Annotated in this window: 14 protein-coding genes; 7 read left to right on the top strand and 7 right to left on the bottom strand. The window is 66.6% G+C overall.

Annotation, left to right across the window (positions count from 1 at the left end):
* The first annotated feature begins 82 nt into the window (after nucleotides 1–82).
* The 6 genes from N5C18_RS10740 to N5C18_RS10715 all read left to right on the top strand — a co-directional run bounded on the left by N5C18_RS10740 (nucleotide 83) and on the right by N5C18_RS10715 (nucleotide 5,463).
* Nucleotides 83–2,092, top strand: a complete 2,010-nt coding sequence (locus N5C18_RS10740; RefSeq protein ID WP_164241848.1) for an alpha/beta hydrolase — start codon at nucleotides 83–85, stop codon at nucleotides 2,090–2,092.
* Nucleotides 2,093–2,176: 84 nt separating this feature from the next.
* The gene (hchA, locus tag N5C18_RS10735; protein ID WP_279944536.1) at nucleotides 2,177–3,049 is read left to right on the top strand and encodes a glyoxalase III HchA; all 873 of its coding nucleotides are present in this window, start codon (nucleotides 2,177–2,179) and stop codon (nucleotides 3,047–3,049) included.
* A 5-nt stretch (nucleotides 3,050–3,054) separates the two neighbouring features.
* Nucleotides 3,055–3,759: a PA1136 family autoinducer-binding transcriptional regulator gene (locus N5C18_RS10730; protein ID WP_164087546.1), complete on the top strand. Its 705-nt coding sequence runs from the start codon at nucleotides 3,055–3,057 to the stop codon at nucleotides 3,757–3,759.
* Nucleotides 3,760–3,845: 86 nt separating this feature from the next.
* On the top strand, nucleotides 3,846–4,079 hold the full coding sequence (locus N5C18_RS10725) for a hypothetical protein (RefSeq protein WP_006433851.1): 234 nt from the start codon (nucleotides 3,846–3,848) through the stop codon (nucleotides 4,077–4,079).
* Nucleotides 4,080–4,210: 131 nt separating this feature from the next.
* On the top strand, nucleotides 4,211–4,453 hold the full coding sequence (locus N5C18_RS10720) for a hypothetical protein (RefSeq protein WP_053451286.1): 243 nt from the start codon (nucleotides 4,211–4,213) through the stop codon (nucleotides 4,451–4,453).
* A gap of 155 nt (nucleotides 4,454–4,608) precedes the next feature.
* Nucleotides 4,609–5,463 (top strand): endonuclease/exonuclease/phosphatase family protein, encoded by an 855-nt coding sequence (locus N5C18_RS10715; RefSeq protein WP_053449414.1) that lies wholly within the window; start codon nucleotides 4,609–4,611, stop codon nucleotides 5,461–5,463.
* A gap of 19 nt (nucleotides 5,464–5,482) precedes the next feature.
* On the opposite strand, the gene N5C18_RS10710 is transcribed toward N5C18_RS10715, so the two are convergent.
* From N5C18_RS10710 to N5C18_RS10680, 7 genes are all read right to left on the bottom strand, one after another.
* The gene (locus N5C18_RS10710) at nucleotides 5,483–5,746 is read right to left on the bottom strand and encodes a hypothetical protein (RefSeq protein ID WP_053510746.1); all 264 of its coding nucleotides are present in this window, start codon (nucleotides 5,744–5,746) and stop codon (nucleotides 5,483–5,485) included.
* 248 nt (nucleotides 5,747–5,994) lie between these two features.
* Complete coding sequence (locus N5C18_RS10705; RefSeq protein ID WP_279944535.1) at nucleotides 5,995–7,416, bottom strand: efflux transporter outer membrane subunit; 1,422 nt, start codon at nucleotides 7,414–7,416, stop codon at nucleotides 5,995–5,997.
* Complete coding sequence (locus N5C18_RS10700; RefSeq protein WP_006433769.1) at nucleotides 7,410–8,147, bottom strand: SDR family oxidoreductase; 738 nt, start codon at nucleotides 8,145–8,147, stop codon at nucleotides 7,410–7,412. Before N5C18_RS10700 ends, N5C18_RS10705 begins: the two co-directional genes overlap by 7 nt.
* Before the next feature lie 64 nt (nucleotides 8,148–8,211).
* Nucleotides 8,212–11,382 (bottom strand): multidrug efflux RND transporter permease subunit, encoded by a 3,171-nt coding sequence (locus N5C18_RS10695; protein ID WP_049456792.1) that lies wholly within the window; start codon nucleotides 11,380–11,382, stop codon nucleotides 8,212–8,214.
* A 127-nt stretch (nucleotides 11,383–11,509) separates the two neighbouring features.
* Nucleotides 11,510–12,733: an efflux RND transporter periplasmic adaptor subunit gene (locus tag N5C18_RS10690; RefSeq protein ID WP_053449411.1), complete on the bottom strand. Its 1,224-nt coding sequence runs from the start codon at nucleotides 12,731–12,733 to the stop codon at nucleotides 11,510–11,512.
* A 91-nt stretch (nucleotides 12,734–12,824) separates the two neighbouring features.
* A complete protein-coding gene (locus N5C18_RS10685; RefSeq protein WP_053449410.1) occupies nucleotides 12,825–13,595 on the bottom strand; it encodes an SDR family NAD(P)-dependent oxidoreductase in 771 nt (256 codons plus the stop codon).
* Entirely contained in the window at nucleotides 13,592–13,819 is a 228-nt protein-coding gene (locus N5C18_RS10680) for a hypothetical protein (protein ID WP_049456214.1), read from the bottom strand. The genes N5C18_RS10685 and N5C18_RS10680 overlap by 4 nt, the downstream gene beginning before the upstream one ends.
* A gap of 147 nt (nucleotides 13,820–13,966) precedes the next feature.
* Here N5C18_RS10680 and N5C18_RS10675 point away from each other — a divergent pair, with 147 nt between their 5' ends.
* Nucleotides 13,967–14,998: a LysR family transcriptional regulator gene (locus N5C18_RS10675; protein WP_005416157.1), complete on the top strand. Its 1,032-nt coding sequence runs from the start codon at nucleotides 13,967–13,969 to the stop codon at nucleotides 14,996–14,998.
* The last annotated feature ends 35 nt before the right edge of the window (nucleotides 14,999–15,033 follow it).

Below are 15,033 nucleotides of genomic sequence, written 5' to 3'. Positions count from 1 at the left end.
TTCAAGGCACAAACCGACCGCCCGGTATCTTCCGCTTTGACTGGCCGGACGATAGAGTGGCGCCACCGCGCAGGAGGATCGTATGGCTACCACGGGCTTGGGCTTCATCGGCCGCACGACCCTCATCATCACCGTGCTGCTCACCCTGGGCGGTTGCGCGACGCTGCGCCAGTTCGGGCCGTCGGTACAGGTCGCCTCGGTCACGCCGGGGCAGTACATCGCCCTCAAGCGCGGCGACATCCTGACCTCCGGCAAGCTCAGCGCAGCGACCACCGAGACCCTGCGCGTGGCCGGCCTTGATGAAGGCGTCTGTGCCAAGCCCGGCCTGCCCTGCATCGAGGCGATGGAAGGCAGCATCGTGGTGCGCGAGGAAGACAAGCGTTCGAGCCTGGCCGAGCTGTGGCTGCAGTACGCGATGACCCTGCCCGCCCCCAAGCGCGAGTACTCCGCGTCAGGCCGCGCCAAGACCGCGATCACCGAACTGGACGCCGACTTCCAGCCGCGCCTGGACGCGTGGATGCAGGTCGCACGCCAGGCCTATGCCTATCTGTTCTTCACCGAACGCACCGCCAACCAGCGCGGCTTCGAAGACCGCCAGACCCAGGTGCGCGACTACTACAACCTGGCCGTGCAGGAAGCCTCGGTGCAGCTGTACAACGCCTACGCGACCGGCCGCGTGCACAGTGAGGCCAGTCATTTCCAGCTGGGCCGCTGGACCTTCGTGCTGGCGCCTTCCACCGAGGCGTCGCCGCTGGACACGCGCACGCCGACCGAGCTGGTGCCGGCCGCTTCGCTGTCATTCACCGGCACGCTGCGCAGCGTGCACCGCCGCGACGGCTTCGGCGCCGAGCTGGTGGCGGTGATGGATGATCCGGCAGGCACCACCGCCACCACGGCACCCCCCACGCACACCGCCCCTGCGACCACGCAGAGCTGGAGCGAGATGCCTTCGCCGTCGATGACGGTGCTGCTGCGCTTCTCCGGAAAGAATCTATGGGAAGTGCTGCACGACGACGAGCCGGAACTGGAGATCCACGATCCCTACCAGGTCACCGAAGTCACCCTGCACGGGCAGGAGGTACCGCTGGCGGCGAACTTTACCGCCGGCTACGCGCTGTGGCTGGCGAGATCCAACTTCAGCCACCAGTCGCTGCGCTCGCTGTTCGGCGGCAAGGGCGGCATCGACACGCCGCACCTGTACATGATGCAGCCCTACGATCCGAACCGGCGCGTGCTGCTGATGATCCATGGCCTGGCCAGCAGCCCGGAAGCCTGGGTCAACGTTGCCAACGAGCTGATGCGCGACGACGAGATCCGCCAGGATTTCCAGATCTGGCAGTTCTACTACCCGACCAACATGCCCATCGCGATGAGCCACGATGCGATGCGCCACACGCTGGCCGACGTGTTCAGGCACTTCGACCCCAGCGGCAAGGCACAGGCCTCGCATGACATGGTGCTGGTCGGGCACAGCATGGGCGGGGTGATCGCGCGGCTTATGGTCTCGTCGTCCGGCGACCACCTGGTCGATACCCTGCTGGCCACTGCGCAGATGACACCGGCGCAGCGCGAACTGCTGCGCACCCGCGGGGCGCCGGTACTGACCTTCCTGCCGGAGCCGGAAGTATCACGGGTGGTGTTCATCGCCACGCCGCACCGTGGCACCGACGTCGCCGGCACCCGTCTGGGCCGCTGGATCGGTCGCCTGGTGCGGCTGCCGCTGACCGTGCTGGAGGATGTCGCCACCATCGCCAACGATGGCCAGGTCGACCGCAACGATGGCAAGCACGGCTACCAGATGAACAGCATCCAGAATCTGGACAAGGACGACGCGTTCGTCCGCGCCGTGGCTGACCTGCCGATGGCGCCCAAGGTGCAGTACCACTCGATCATCGCCCGCGCCAAGGCCGACGGGCCGTTGGAAAAGACCGATGACGGGCTGGTGCCGTATTGGAGCTCGCACCTGCCCAACGCCGTGTCGGAGAAGGTGATCGTGTCCGGGCACAGCGTGCAGGAAGCCACGCCCGCGATCATCGAGCTGCGGCGGATCCTGCACGAGGACATGCAGCAGCACGGGGCAGCAGCCAGATAGCCTCGGGCGATTGAGGGAAATCCCTCATCGCGCGTGCGCATCCACGCTTCTATGCTGGCCTTACGTTCCCCGCAGGAGGTCCGCATGAACACGCAAGAGCCCAGTCGCCAGCCCAGCCCCGATCCGGCCGAGCGCGATGCCTTCTTCCCCTCGCCGTACTCGCTGTCGCAGTTCACGTCGCCGAAGAGCAACCTGTCCGGTGCCGACTATCCGGACGCACGCCGCGATGGTCGCTGGAAGGTGCTGATGATCGCCGCCGACGAGCGCTACCTGCCTACCGCCAACGGCCATCTGTTCTCCACCGGCAACCATCCGGTGGAAACCCTGCTGCCGATGTATCACCTGGACAAGGCCGGCTTCGACATCGACGTGGCCACGCTGTCGGGCAACGCCACCAAGTTCGAGTGGTGGGCCTTCCCGCGCGAGGACAAGCAGATCGGCGGGTTGTACGAACGCTATGAAGAACGCTTCCGCCAGCCGCTGGCGCTGGACGATGTCGTGGCCGCACTGGGAGCAGGATCGGACTATGCGGCAGTGTTCATTCCCGGCGGCCATGGCGCGCTGATCGGGCTGCCGCAGAGCCGCGCGGTGAAGGCGGTGCTGCATTGGGCGATGGCCGAGCAACGCCACATCATCACCCTCTGCCACGGCCCTGCGGCATTGCTGGCCGCAGGCGTCGACGAAGCCGATGGCGGCTCGCTGTTCCGCGGCTACCGCATCTGCGCCTTCCCCGATGCAATGGACCGGCAGACACCGGAGATCGGCTACATGCCGGGCCAGCTGCAGTGGTTCTTCGGTGAGCGGCTGGCGCAGCAGGGTGTGCAGATCGTCAACGAAGGCATCGATGGCAGCGTGCTGCAGGATCGCCTGCTGCTGACCGGCGACAGCCCGCTGGCGGGCAATGCGCTCGGCAAGCTGGCTGCACGCACCCTGCTCGACGCACTGGCCGGGCGCTGATCCGGATGACCGCGCTGGTGCAGGCGTTGCTGGCGCTGGAACGCGCCCGCTCGCTGGACGCGGTGGGCGCGGTACTGCGCAGCATCGCCGCACCGCTCGGCTACGACCGCGTGCTGGTGTTCGCCACCGGCACCGGACTGGAGCGCGGCACGCAGCGCGTGTACTGGATCGACGGCGACTGGTTCGGCGATGGCAGCGATACCGACCTCGCCCGCTATCTGCATGCCTGCCCGGTCAATCGCCACGTGCTGGACAGCGACGCGCCGTTCTTCTGGAGCAAACGCCAAGGTCTGCGCGGTGAGCGCTACCAGGTGGTGAAGCAACCGCGTGGCGAAGGCCTGCACGGCCTGCAGGTGCCGGTGTTCGGTACCACCGGGCTGGAGGGTGCAATCAGTTTCGCAGGCACCTCCATCGATGCATCCGCCAGCGCACGCCTGCAGCTGGAGGCTGCTGCAACCGCAGCATTCCGCGCCGCGCGCGGTCTGGCTGAAGTTCCTGCAGAACTTTCCGGAAGCCTGCTGAGCACGCGCGAGCGCGAGGTGCTGCGCTGGGTCGCTGCCGGGCGTCGCCAGGCGGAAATTGCCGCCACGCTCGGGCTTTCCGCACGCACCGTGGAAAACCACCTGCGCCATGCACGCCAGCGCCTCGGTGTTGCGACTACCGCGCAGGCGGTACGCGCTGCAACTCGTCGCGGTGAGATCGAGGACTGATCGCAGCGAGGCACTTCCGATGGTCGGGTTCGCGTGATACACACCCCGTGCGCATGTGCGCGATTGCAGAAGCAAGGATGATGCTTATGAAACTGCAACTGGCCGCAATGGCCGCGTTGGTGGTAGCCACTGCAACCCTGGCACCGGTGGCGGACGCCAACACAGGGGTCCCGAGAGAAAATGTTTCCTGTGTGCCAGTGAATGTGGACCGCAACCGCGTCCACCACCATTGCACGGAAACCTACACCGATGAATTCGGCAACGTCTACACAGCCGAATACTGGATCGACGAGTACGGCAACCCCTACCTGCGCGACTGAGCCGGGGAAATGCGCCGGGTCGCCCAGCGGGCCGGCGCGCATGCAGCAACTCCCGCACGTCAGCCTGGCGTCGCGCGGGACGTTGCACGACAACGCGCAGATGCGCGATTGCAGACACAAGGATGATGACCATGAAACTGCACCTGGCCTCGATGGCCGCACTGATGCTTGCCGTTGGAGCTCTCTCCTCGCCGTCCCAGGCCGCCGCCAGCGGTGGTGGCGGTGGTCCGGAGAACACGAACTGCGTCCGGGTCAAGATGGGGCCCTACTACCATCAGCGTTGCGAAGTGACGTACTTCGAAGAGGACGGCACTCCCTACATCCGGGTGTACTGGATTGACCAGAATGGCCAGTGGTACCTGCCCGCCGACTGAGTACCCGTGATCTCCTGACCGCCCTCACGCGATCCGCCGGGCGGCGCTCTCACCGCCCGCCCGGCATTGCCAGCCGCCCATCCCGGCATACCGCTGCCCTCGCCTTCCATGGCATGCTCCATGAAACCGTTTTCATGGAATGGAGGGATTCCACGATGTTGCCGCGTTTCCATCGCCGGGCGCTGTGCGCGCTGCTGGCACTTGCTCTGCCTGTCTTCGCTTGCGCGGCCACGCCTGCGCCGCTGAAAGTGATGTCGTTCAATGTCCGCACCCCGGCCGATACCGAGCCTGGCAAGCGCTGGCCGGACCGTCGCGATGCGATGGTCAAGGTCATTCTCGATGCGCACCCGGCGGTGATCGGCACCCAGGAACTGGTGAAGGAACAGGCCGATTACCTGTCCGAGCACCTGCCCGGCTACCGCTGGTTCGGCGAAGGCCGCCGGGGTGGCAGCGGCGACGAGCACATGGGCGTGTTCTACGACAGCAAGGTGCTGGCCATCGAGGCGTCCGGCAACTTCTGGTTGTCCGATACGCCGGACGTGCCCGGCAGCATCACCTGGGGCAACCTGTATCCGCGCATGGTCACCTGGGCGCTGTTCCGGCGCCTGGAGGATGGTCGTCGCTTCTACTTCATGGATACCCACCTGCCCTACCGCGACGAGGACGAACCGCGCCGGGTGAAGGGTGCCGAGCTGATCGGCAAGCGTCTGGCCACCCTGCCGGCCGACCTGCCGGTGGTGCTGACCGGCGACTTCAACAGCGAACCCGGCGGCGATACCTACAAAGCGTTCACCCACGTGCTGGAGGACACCCGCCCCCAGGTGAAGGCACCGCAGGGCCCGCGCCTGACCTTCCATGATTTCACCGGCAACGCCACCGCACAGCTGGACTGGGTGCTGGTGCGCGGCTTCCATGCGCGCAGCTTCCTTACCGACGACCGCCGCATCGACGGCGTGCTGCCATCGGATCATTTCCCGCTGGTGGTCGAGCTGGACTGGCCGAAGCGCTGAACCTGCACGGCAGCCGCGGCTACGGCGGCGGCTGCCGTGACAGCAGGCGGTACAGTGCCTGATGCTGGTCGCGTGCCTGGCAGATGCGGGCACCGACGGCCAGAAACACGGACACGCCGATCAGCCCCAGGCCGAGCAGCGGATCCGGCAGCCGTATGAACCCGATCGCAGCCGCCATCGACGCGAGCACCATCAGTACCACCACCGCCACCGAAAGCCCCGCGCCGGGTGGCCCCGGATCTCCGAACAACCTGCGCTGGGTATCGTGTTTGCCATCGGTCATCACCTGTCCTCCCAAGAGCCTGTCCCACTAGTTACACGGCGGACACGGCTTCCGGCAGAGTCAGAAACGTCATGACTGTGACAACGTGCACAGCCTGCACGGTGCTTCCCTGCCCCGGTTGCCGAACTGCGGATTCATCATCCACTGCCAGGCGCTGGCTGCCGGAGAAGGCGGCACGATGGCGGGGGGCCGATCAACGGCCCTGAAACAAGAAGGGGACGGACGCTACCGCCTCCGTCCCCTCGGGGTTACTGCAGCTGCGCCACGCTGGGCGGCTGCGGCGACTGTCCCCAGCCGCCCAGTGCCTTGTACACACCCACCACGCTGACATTCACTTCTGCCTCGGCCGCGGCCAATGCATCGTCGGCGGCCAGCTGCGTGCGCTGCGCGTCCAGCAGGGTCAGGAAGTCCTCCGATCCCTCGCGATAGCGGATCTGTGCCAGCGATTCGGCACGTCGTGCCGCCTGCGCCTGCTCGACCACGATCGCCAGCCGCGCCTGCTGCTTGGAGTAGCGGGTCAGCGCGTTCTCGGTGTCTTCCAGCGCCAGCAGCACCGCCTGCTCATACTGCGCGGCCACACCTTCGGCCTCGGCCTTGCTGGCACGCAGGCGTGCACGCACGGTGCCGAAATCGAAGGCCGCCCAGCTCAGCGACGGGGTCAGCGACCAGGCCTTGTTGTTGCCGTTGACCAGGCCGCTGGCATCGCCACCAAGGAAGCCGACGAAACCGGACAGCGACAGCCGCGGGAACAGATCGGCGGTGGCCACGCCGACGCGTGCGGTCGCGGCCGCCAGTCGACGTTCGGCCACGCGCACGTCGGCGCGCTGGCGCAGCAGTTCGCGGGTGTCACCCAGCGGCAACGCCTTGGCGAACGCCGGCACGTCCTGCGGCGCCAGCATCGCGGTCAGCACTTCCGGACGCTGACCCAGCAGCACCGCCAGGCGGTTGCGCGACTGTGCCTCGGACACTTCCAGCAGCGGGATGTCGGCCTCGATCGCCTTCAGGCGGGCGCGGCTGCTCTGCACATCCAGTTCGCTGCCGGCGCCCAGTTCCCAGCGCGCCTCGGTCAGCTTCTGCGTATCGCGCAGGTTTTCCAGCGTGTGCTGGGCCACCGCGATGCGCTTCTGCGTGCCACGCAGCTCGAAGTAATTGCGCGCCACTTCGGCGGCGACCAGCACCTGCGCGTCGGCCAGGTTGGCCTGCTCGGCATCGAGGTCGGCACGCGCGGCTTCTGCAGCGCGGCGCTTGCGGCCGAACAGATCCAGCTCCCAGCCGGCGTCGAAGCCGAGCTGGTAGCTTTCACTGAACACCCGCTGCCCACCCAGCTGCGGATCGGGTTGCTTGCGGCGGTCGTAGCTGCCGCCTGCGGTGATGTGCGGGGCCTGGTCGAAACGGCTTTCGACGAACACCGCGCGGGCCTGGCTGACGCGGGCCACGGCCACGCGCAGATCGAGGTTGTCCGACAGTGCGCCATGCACCAGTTCTTCCAGCACCGGATCATCGAACTGCGCCCACCAACTGGCCACCGGCGACGTGCTGGTGAACACCGGCTGCTGTGCGCCCTGCAGGACGACCGGTTCCTGCACCGGCGCCTTGTAGTTCGGGCCGACGCTGACACAGCCTGCCAGCACCAGGCTGGAGACGGCCATCGCCAACGTGCGGATCACCATGGCAGCACCTCGCCCAGGTAGGTGAAGCTGCCGCTGGCACCGGATTCGCCGATCAGCGCCATTTCCACGCTGGAACGTGCGCCTTCGCTGATTTCGATCTCGCCGTTGCCGCCGTTCATATCGGTCTTCACGTAGCCCGGATGCACGGTGTTGACCTTGATCGGGGTGTTGCGCAGTTCGTAGGCCAGGCTAAGCGTCCAGCTGTTCACCGCCGCCTTGGAGGCGTTGTAGGCGGGAATCTTGAAGTCGTAGATGCCCGACGCCGGGTCGGCGTGCAGGGTCTGCGAGCCGAGCATGCTGGACACGTTGACGATGCGACCGGACTTGGCCTGCTTGACCAGCGGCAGGAACGCCTGGGTCACCGCCACCAGCGCATACACATTGGTATCGAAGGTGCGCTTCCAGGTATCGAGCGACTGTTCCGAGGGAGCCTGCGCCGGGTTCTCGATCATGATGCCGGCGTTGTTGACCAGGATATCGAGCCGGCCATGGCGCTGGCGCACCTGCTCGACCGCCTCGGCGATGCTGGCAGCATCGGTCACGTCCAGCTGGATCGCTTCCACCGGCAGGCCCTCGGCCTGCAGCTTCAGTGCCTGCTCCACGGCGGTCTCGCGCTTGCGGCCGGCCAGCAGCGTGTGCACGCCGGCCTGCGCCAGCTGGCGCACGGTCTCGGCACCGATGCCGCGGGTAGCGCCGGTGACCAGCGCGATCTTGTTCTGATGGGTATTCATGGATGCATGCCTTGTGAGGGGAAAGCCGCCGCCGGCCTGTGACCGGCGGCGACGGGGTTCCATGTCAGTGATGGATGGTCGGCTCGCCGTGCTGCACCAGCTGGCCACCGCCGTTGCGGGTGACGAACTTGCGCAGGGCGACGTAGAACACCGGGGTGAGGAACAGTCCGAACAGGGTCACGCCCAGCATGCCGGCGAACACGGTGATACCGGTCACCGAGCGCACCTCGGCGCCTGCGCCGTGCGACAGCACCAGCGGCACGGTGCCGGCGATGAACGCGATGGAGGTCATCACGATCGGGCGCAGACGCAGGCGGCAGGCTTCCAGCGCAGCTTCAACGATGCCCTTGCCGCCCATCTCCAGCTCTCTGGCGAATTCGACGATCAGGATCGCGTTCTTGCACGCCAGGCCCATCAACACCACCAGGCCGACCTGCACGAACACGTTGTTGTCACCGCCGGTCAGCCACACGCCGAACAGCGCCGACAGCAGGGTCATCGGCACGATCAGGATCACCGCCAGCGGCAGCGACCAGCTCTCGTACAGCGCGGCCAGCACCAGGAAGGCCAGCATGATCGCCACCGGGAACACGATGAAGGCCGCCTTGCCCTGGGTTGCCTGCTGGTAGCTCAGGTCGGTCCATTCGGTGGTCATGCCCACCGGCAGCACCTTGCCGGCAATCTCGGTCAGCTTGTTCATCGCCTCGGCCGACGACAGCAGGCGCGGGTCGGCTTCACCGGCCAGGTCCGCTGCCGGATAGCCATTGAAGCGCAGCACCGGGTCCGGGCCGAAGGTCTGCTTGATGGTGACCATCGAACCGATCGGCACCATCTCGCCGCGGTCATTGCGGGTACGCAGCTTGCCGATGTCCTCGACCGTCTCGCGGAACGGACCGTCGGCCTGCGCGATCACCTGCCAGGTACGGCCGAACTGGTTGAAGTCGTTGACATAGGCCGAACCCAGGTAGGTCTGCAGGGTGTCGAACAGCTCGGTGAGCTGCACGCCCTGCGCCTTGGCCTTGACGCGGTCCACTTCCGCATCCAGCTGCGGCACGTTGGCCTGGTAGCTGGAAATCGGGAAGGCCATGCCCGGGGTCTGCGCAACGGTGCCCTGCATCGCCTGCACGGCATTCTGCAATGCGCCGTAACCCAGGTTGCCGCGGTCCTCGATGAACATCTGGTAGCCGTTGCCGTTGCCCAGGCCGAGGATCGGCGGCGGCATCATCGCGAACGCGAAGCCTTCCTGCAGGCCGGCGATCTTCTGGTTGATCTCGGCATTGATCTGCGCGGCGGTACGGCCATGACGCTCGGCGAACGGCTTGAGCGGAATGAACGCCACACCGGTGTTCGGCGTGTTGGTGAACTGCAGCGCGTTCAGGCCCGGGAACGAAATGGTGTGGGCCACGCCGTCGGTTTCCTGGGCGATCTTGGCGACCTTGCGCAGCATTTCATCGGTACGCGCGATCGACGAGCCTTCCGGCAGCTTCACACCGGCGATCAGGTACAGCTTGTCCTGGGTCGGGATGAAGCCCGGCGGCACCAGCTTGAAGATCACGCCGGTACCGACCAGCAGGATCGCGTAGACCACGAACACCGCGCCACGACGGCCGAGGATGCGGGCCACGCCACGCTCGTACTTCTCCGAGCTGGACTTGAAGAACCGGTTGAACGGGCGGAACACCCAGCCAAACAGGCGGTCGATCAGGCGGCTCGGGCCGTCCTTCGGCGCGCCGTGGGCCTTCAGCAGGCGCGCGGCCAGGGCCGGCGACAGGGTCAGCGAGTTGATCGCCGAGATCACCGTGGAGATGGCGATGGTGACCGCGAACTGCTTGTAGAACTGGCCGGTGACACCGGACAGGAAGGCCATCGGCACGAACACGGCACACAGCACCAGCGCGATCGCCACGATCGGGCCGGACACTTCACGCATGGCCTGGTGGGCCGCCGCGGTGGGCGACAGGCCTTCTTCGATGTTGCGCTCGACGTTCTCCACCACCACGATCGCATCGTCGACCACGATGCCGATCGCCAGCACCAGGCCGAACAGGCTCAGCGTGTTGATCGAGAAGCCCAGCAGGTACAGCGCAGCGAAGGTACCGACCACCGACACCGGCACCGCGATCAACGGGATGATCGAGGCACGCCAGGTCTGCAGGAACAGGATCACCACCAGCACCACCAGCGCGATGGCTTCCAGCAGCGTGGAGACCACGGCCTTGATCGAGTCGCGCACGAAGATGGTGGTGTCATACACCGCTTCGTACTTCACGTCGGCCGGCATGGTCTTCTGCATCTCGTCCATCGTCGAGATGACCTGGTCACGGATCTCCAGTGCATTGGCACCCGGCGACTGGAAGATACCGATACCGACCGCGTTCTTGCCGTCCAGCTGCGAGCGCAGCGTGTAGTCGCCGGCACCCAGTTCCAGGCGGGCCACGTCGGCCAGGCGCACGATCTCGCCATCGACGCCGCTCTTGAGCACGATGTCGCCGAACTCCTTTTCGGTCTTCAGCCGGCCCTGGGCGTTGATCAGGGTCAGGAACTGGCTGTTCGGCAGCGGTTCGGCGCCGAGCTGGCCGGCCGAGACCTGCACGTTCTGCTCGCGCATGGCGCGCACCACGTCGCTGGCGGTCAGGCCGCGCGAAGCCACCTTGTCCGGGTCCAGCCAGGCGCGCATGGCGTAATCGCCGCCACCGAAGATCTGTGCGTCACCCACGCCCGGAATACGCGCCAGCGCATCCTTGACGTGCAGGCGTGCGTAGTTGCGCAGGTACAGGGTGTCGTACTTGCCTTGCGGCGAGGTCAGGTGCACCACCATCAGGAAGGTCGGCGACTGCTTCTGCGTGGTCACGCCCTGCCGGCGCACGTCCTCGGGCAGGCGCGCCTGCGCCTGCGCCACGCGGTTCTGCACCTTCACCGCCGCCGCGTCCGGGTCGGTGCCCGGGCGGAAGGTGACGGTCATCTGCAGCACGCCATCGGAGCCGGCGACCGACTTCAGGTACATCATGCCTTCGACGCCGTTGATCGCCTCTTCAAGCGGCGTGGCGACGGTCTCGGCAATGACCTTGGGGTTGGCGCCCGGATACACCGTGCGCACCACCACCGACGGCGGCACCACTTCGGGGTACTCGCTGATCGGCAGGATTGGAATCGTGATCAGGCCTGCGGCGAAGATCACGATCGACAGCACCGCCGCGAAGATCGGCCTGTCGATGAAGAAACGGGAAAAGTCCATGGAGGAATTCCTGGGAAATGCCGTCGGCGGGCAACAGCCGCCCTGCCCCTCGCCGATATGACGAAGGCAGGGAAGGCTGCCGCTGGCGCCGGCAGCTAAGCGGAAACGCGAATCAGGAGACGGCGGATCAGTGGTTCAGTGCGGCGGTGGCGTCGCGGCCCGGTGCCGGCGCGGCCTGTGGCTGCATCGCCACGGCCTTGGCCTGCACCGGCATGCCCGGCATGAACACCTTCTGCACGCCGTCGATGATCACCTTGTCACCGGCAGCCAGCCCGTGCTCGACGATGCGCAGGCCTTCGGCGGTACGGCCGAGCTGGATGTCGCGGCGCTGCGCCTTGCCATCCTTGTCGACCACGTAGACGTACTTGCGGTCCTGGTCGGTCAGCACGGCCTTGTCATCGATCAGCATGGCCTGGAACTGGCCGCTGCCGAGCAGCTGCACGCGGGCGAACAGGCCCGGCGTGAACTGGCGGTCGGCATTGTCCAGCAGCGCGCGGACGCGGATGGTGCCGGTGCTGCGGGCCACCTGGTTGTCGAGGAAGTCGACCTTGCCGGAGTGCGGGTAACCTTCTTCACCGGACAGGCCGACCTTCACCGGCAGATCGCTGTCGCGCTCGCTCGGGCGCTCGCCCTTGCGTGCCATCTGTGCGTAACGCAGGAAGGTGCTTTCGTCGGCATCGAAGTAGACGAACACGGTATCCAGCGAGACCAGCGTGGTCAGTACGCTGGCGCTGTCGCCGGCGGTGACCAGGTTGCCGGCGGTGACCATCGCGCGGCCGGCACGGCCGTCGATCGGGGCACGCACCTTGGTGAACTCCAGGTTGAGGCGGGCCGCGTCCAGCGCAGCCTGCGCCGCCTGCACGGCCGCACCGGACTGGTCGGCGGCAGCGCGACGCTGCTCGGCGGTCTCGGTGGAGATCGCCTGCTGCTCGGACAACCGCTTGGCACGCTCGGACTCGCTGCGGGCCAGCGTGGCCTGGGTGCGGGCGCGGGCCAGTTCGGCGGCGGCACGATCGTACTCGGCCTGATAGCTGCGTGCGTCGATGGTGAAGAGCACTTCGCCCTTCTTCACTTCCTGGCCTTCGACATAGTTGACCTTGTCGATGTAGCCGGACACGCGCGGGCGCAGTTCAACGCTCTGCACCGCTTCGACGCGGCCGCTGAACTCGTCCCACTGGCTGACCTGCTTGACCAGCACCGGCGCGGCGCTGACCTGCGGCGGCGGCGGCGCACCGGCTTCTTCGGCATGGCCGCCGCTGCAGGCTGCAAGCACGGCCGCGGCGAGGATCGACACGCCGGCCATCGCGATGCGATGGCCGAAACGATGTGGGGTGGTATTGGGGGAAGTCATGGCATGCATCCGTACGGAGGGGTGGTACAGCTATATGAAAAGGTGTTGCGAAAATCGGCGGCGCATACTGCGACCTCAACCTTGGTCGAGGTCAAGCGACGCCTGCGGTATCGCGCCAGAGCGGGGGTACTTCCAGGTGCAGCAGGCCGCGCGGCAGTTCGGCATCGCTGCTGTCGCAACGGACGATGGCGCGGTTGTCGCGGCAACCATCGAGCAGCGAGACCACGCGACGGCCGACCAGCAGCGAGCTGGGCCACTCGATGCAGGCGTTGGCCGCGTTGGCCGGGGTACAGACCGGGCTGCAGACTTCCAGCATCTGCGCACGCACGCCCAGCGCCTGCGCTTCCTGATGCACCACCTGCGCGTACATGCGCAGCGCGGCGGTGGTGATCGAGGTCTCGCCGTAACCCGCCCACGGCTTGGCATTGGCCGGGCTGCCGATCATCACGTAGCGGCGCGCGTGCACGTTGTCCTGCAGCAGCGGCAGCAGGTGGCGAACCGCATGCACGTGCGGCATCAGGTCGGCCTGCATCGCGCCCATCAGCTCGTCACCGTTGCGATCGGTCACGCGGCCACGGCGGTAGGGACCGCCCATTGCGGCGATCACCGCTGCCAACGGACGCGGACGCTGCGCGATGCGCTCGGCCAGCGCCCGTGCCGAGCCGTCATCACTGAGCGAACCCAGCAGCGTTTCCAGGCCCGGCTCATCGGCGAACTGTTCGTGCAGTGCCGCCAGCCGGCCCGGATCGCGACCGACCACCAGCACCGGGCTGCCGGCTTCCAGCAATGCACCGACCACGCCCTGGCCCACGGCGCCGGTGCCGCCGAGGACCAGGACTTCGGGCGTCAGCATCCCATTCACGGGACATTTCCTCCCAAATCCGGGATAGTCCCAATTCGACGCAGCCGGTCCCCCTTGTGCGGGGCCAGGCGGATGACGCCGCCACGCTGCTGACGCATGGGCGCGGTAAACTCCCGGAAATCCTTGTGCACCAAGGAACTCGGGCGGGCTTCAACGGTCATCGCCAGGTCCAGGGTGTTCTGGCCGGCATTCCGGAGACGGGCAAGAATGTTGCGCAGGCTCATGGCGGACGGGCTCCAAATAACGAATGGCGCCACGATAGACCTCAAACCTTTACTTGATTAGTCCTGATTAAGGGGAATAATCATCCCGTTCCCGGTCCAATCGTTCTGTCACGATTGTCCCATCCCCGACGTCCAGGACCCCCGACCATGTCCCACGATCTCAACGAGACGCTGATCTTCGTCAAGGTGGTCGAGCAAGGCAGCTTCATTGCCGCTGCCAAATCGCTCGGCCTTCCCAAGACCACGGTCAGCCGCAAAGTGCAGGAACTGGAAACGCGCCTGGGCGCGCGCCTGCTGCACCGGACCACGCGCCGCCTCGGCCTGACCGAAGCCGGTTCGATCTACCACGAGCATTGCCAGCGCATCGCGCGCGAGCTTGAAGAAGCCGAGAGTGCGGTGAGCCAGCTGCAGTCCGGCCCGCGCGGCTGGTTGCGCTTCACCGTTCCCTATTCGATCGGCATCACCTGGATCGCGCCGCTGCTGGGCCAGTTCCATGCGCAGTATCCGGAGATCCGCCTGGACATGCACATGGGCAACGAGAAGCTGGACCTGATTGCCGGCGAAGCGGATCTTGCACTGCGCGTCGGTGCCCTGCCCGACTCCAACCTGGTCGCGCGCAAGCTCGGCAGCCTGCGCACGCAGGTGTTCGCCAGCCCGGCCTACATCGAACGCTATGGCGAGCCGCTGCATCCGGAAGAGCTGCAGTTCCACCGCATCCTGGCGATGCGCAAGCCGTACCACACCGGCAACTCGCCGCGCTTCACCTGGCAGCTGGGCGAGAACGGTGGCGAACTGCGTGACTTCCCGGTCACGCCGTTGATGACTGCCAACGACATGTCCGCACTGAACGGCGCACTGGTGTGCGGCGAAGGCCTGCTGCTGACTGGCGATGTGATGGCCAAACCGTTCGTCGAGTCCGGCATGGTTCGCCGCGTGCTGGCCGGCTGGACCGGCCCGGAGGTGGACTTCAACGCCGTGTTCGCCGGTGGCCGCCTGGTCTCGCCGAAGGTGCGTGCGTTCGTCGACTTCCTGGTCGAGAAGCTCAACTTCGACGCCAACTACATGCTGGCGCAGTGCCCGGGCGCGAAGCTGGCACAGCAGCAGAAGGCGCAGGAAGACGCCGCGCTGGAGAGCAGCGGCAAGCGGATCCTGGAGAAGGTTGCCGCCTCGGCGGCATGATGCCCTCTGCAGAGTCGAGCCATGCTCGACCGCGC

The sequence above is a fragment of the Stenotrophomonas sp. GD03930 genome, from assembly GCF_029839665.1.
Classification (GTDB): Bacteria; Pseudomonadota; Gammaproteobacteria; order Xanthomonadales; family Xanthomonadaceae; genus Stenotrophomonas; species Stenotrophomonas forensis.
Note: the sequence above shows the minus strand (reverse complement) of the source record. Positions and strands in the feature narration are given on the sequence as shown.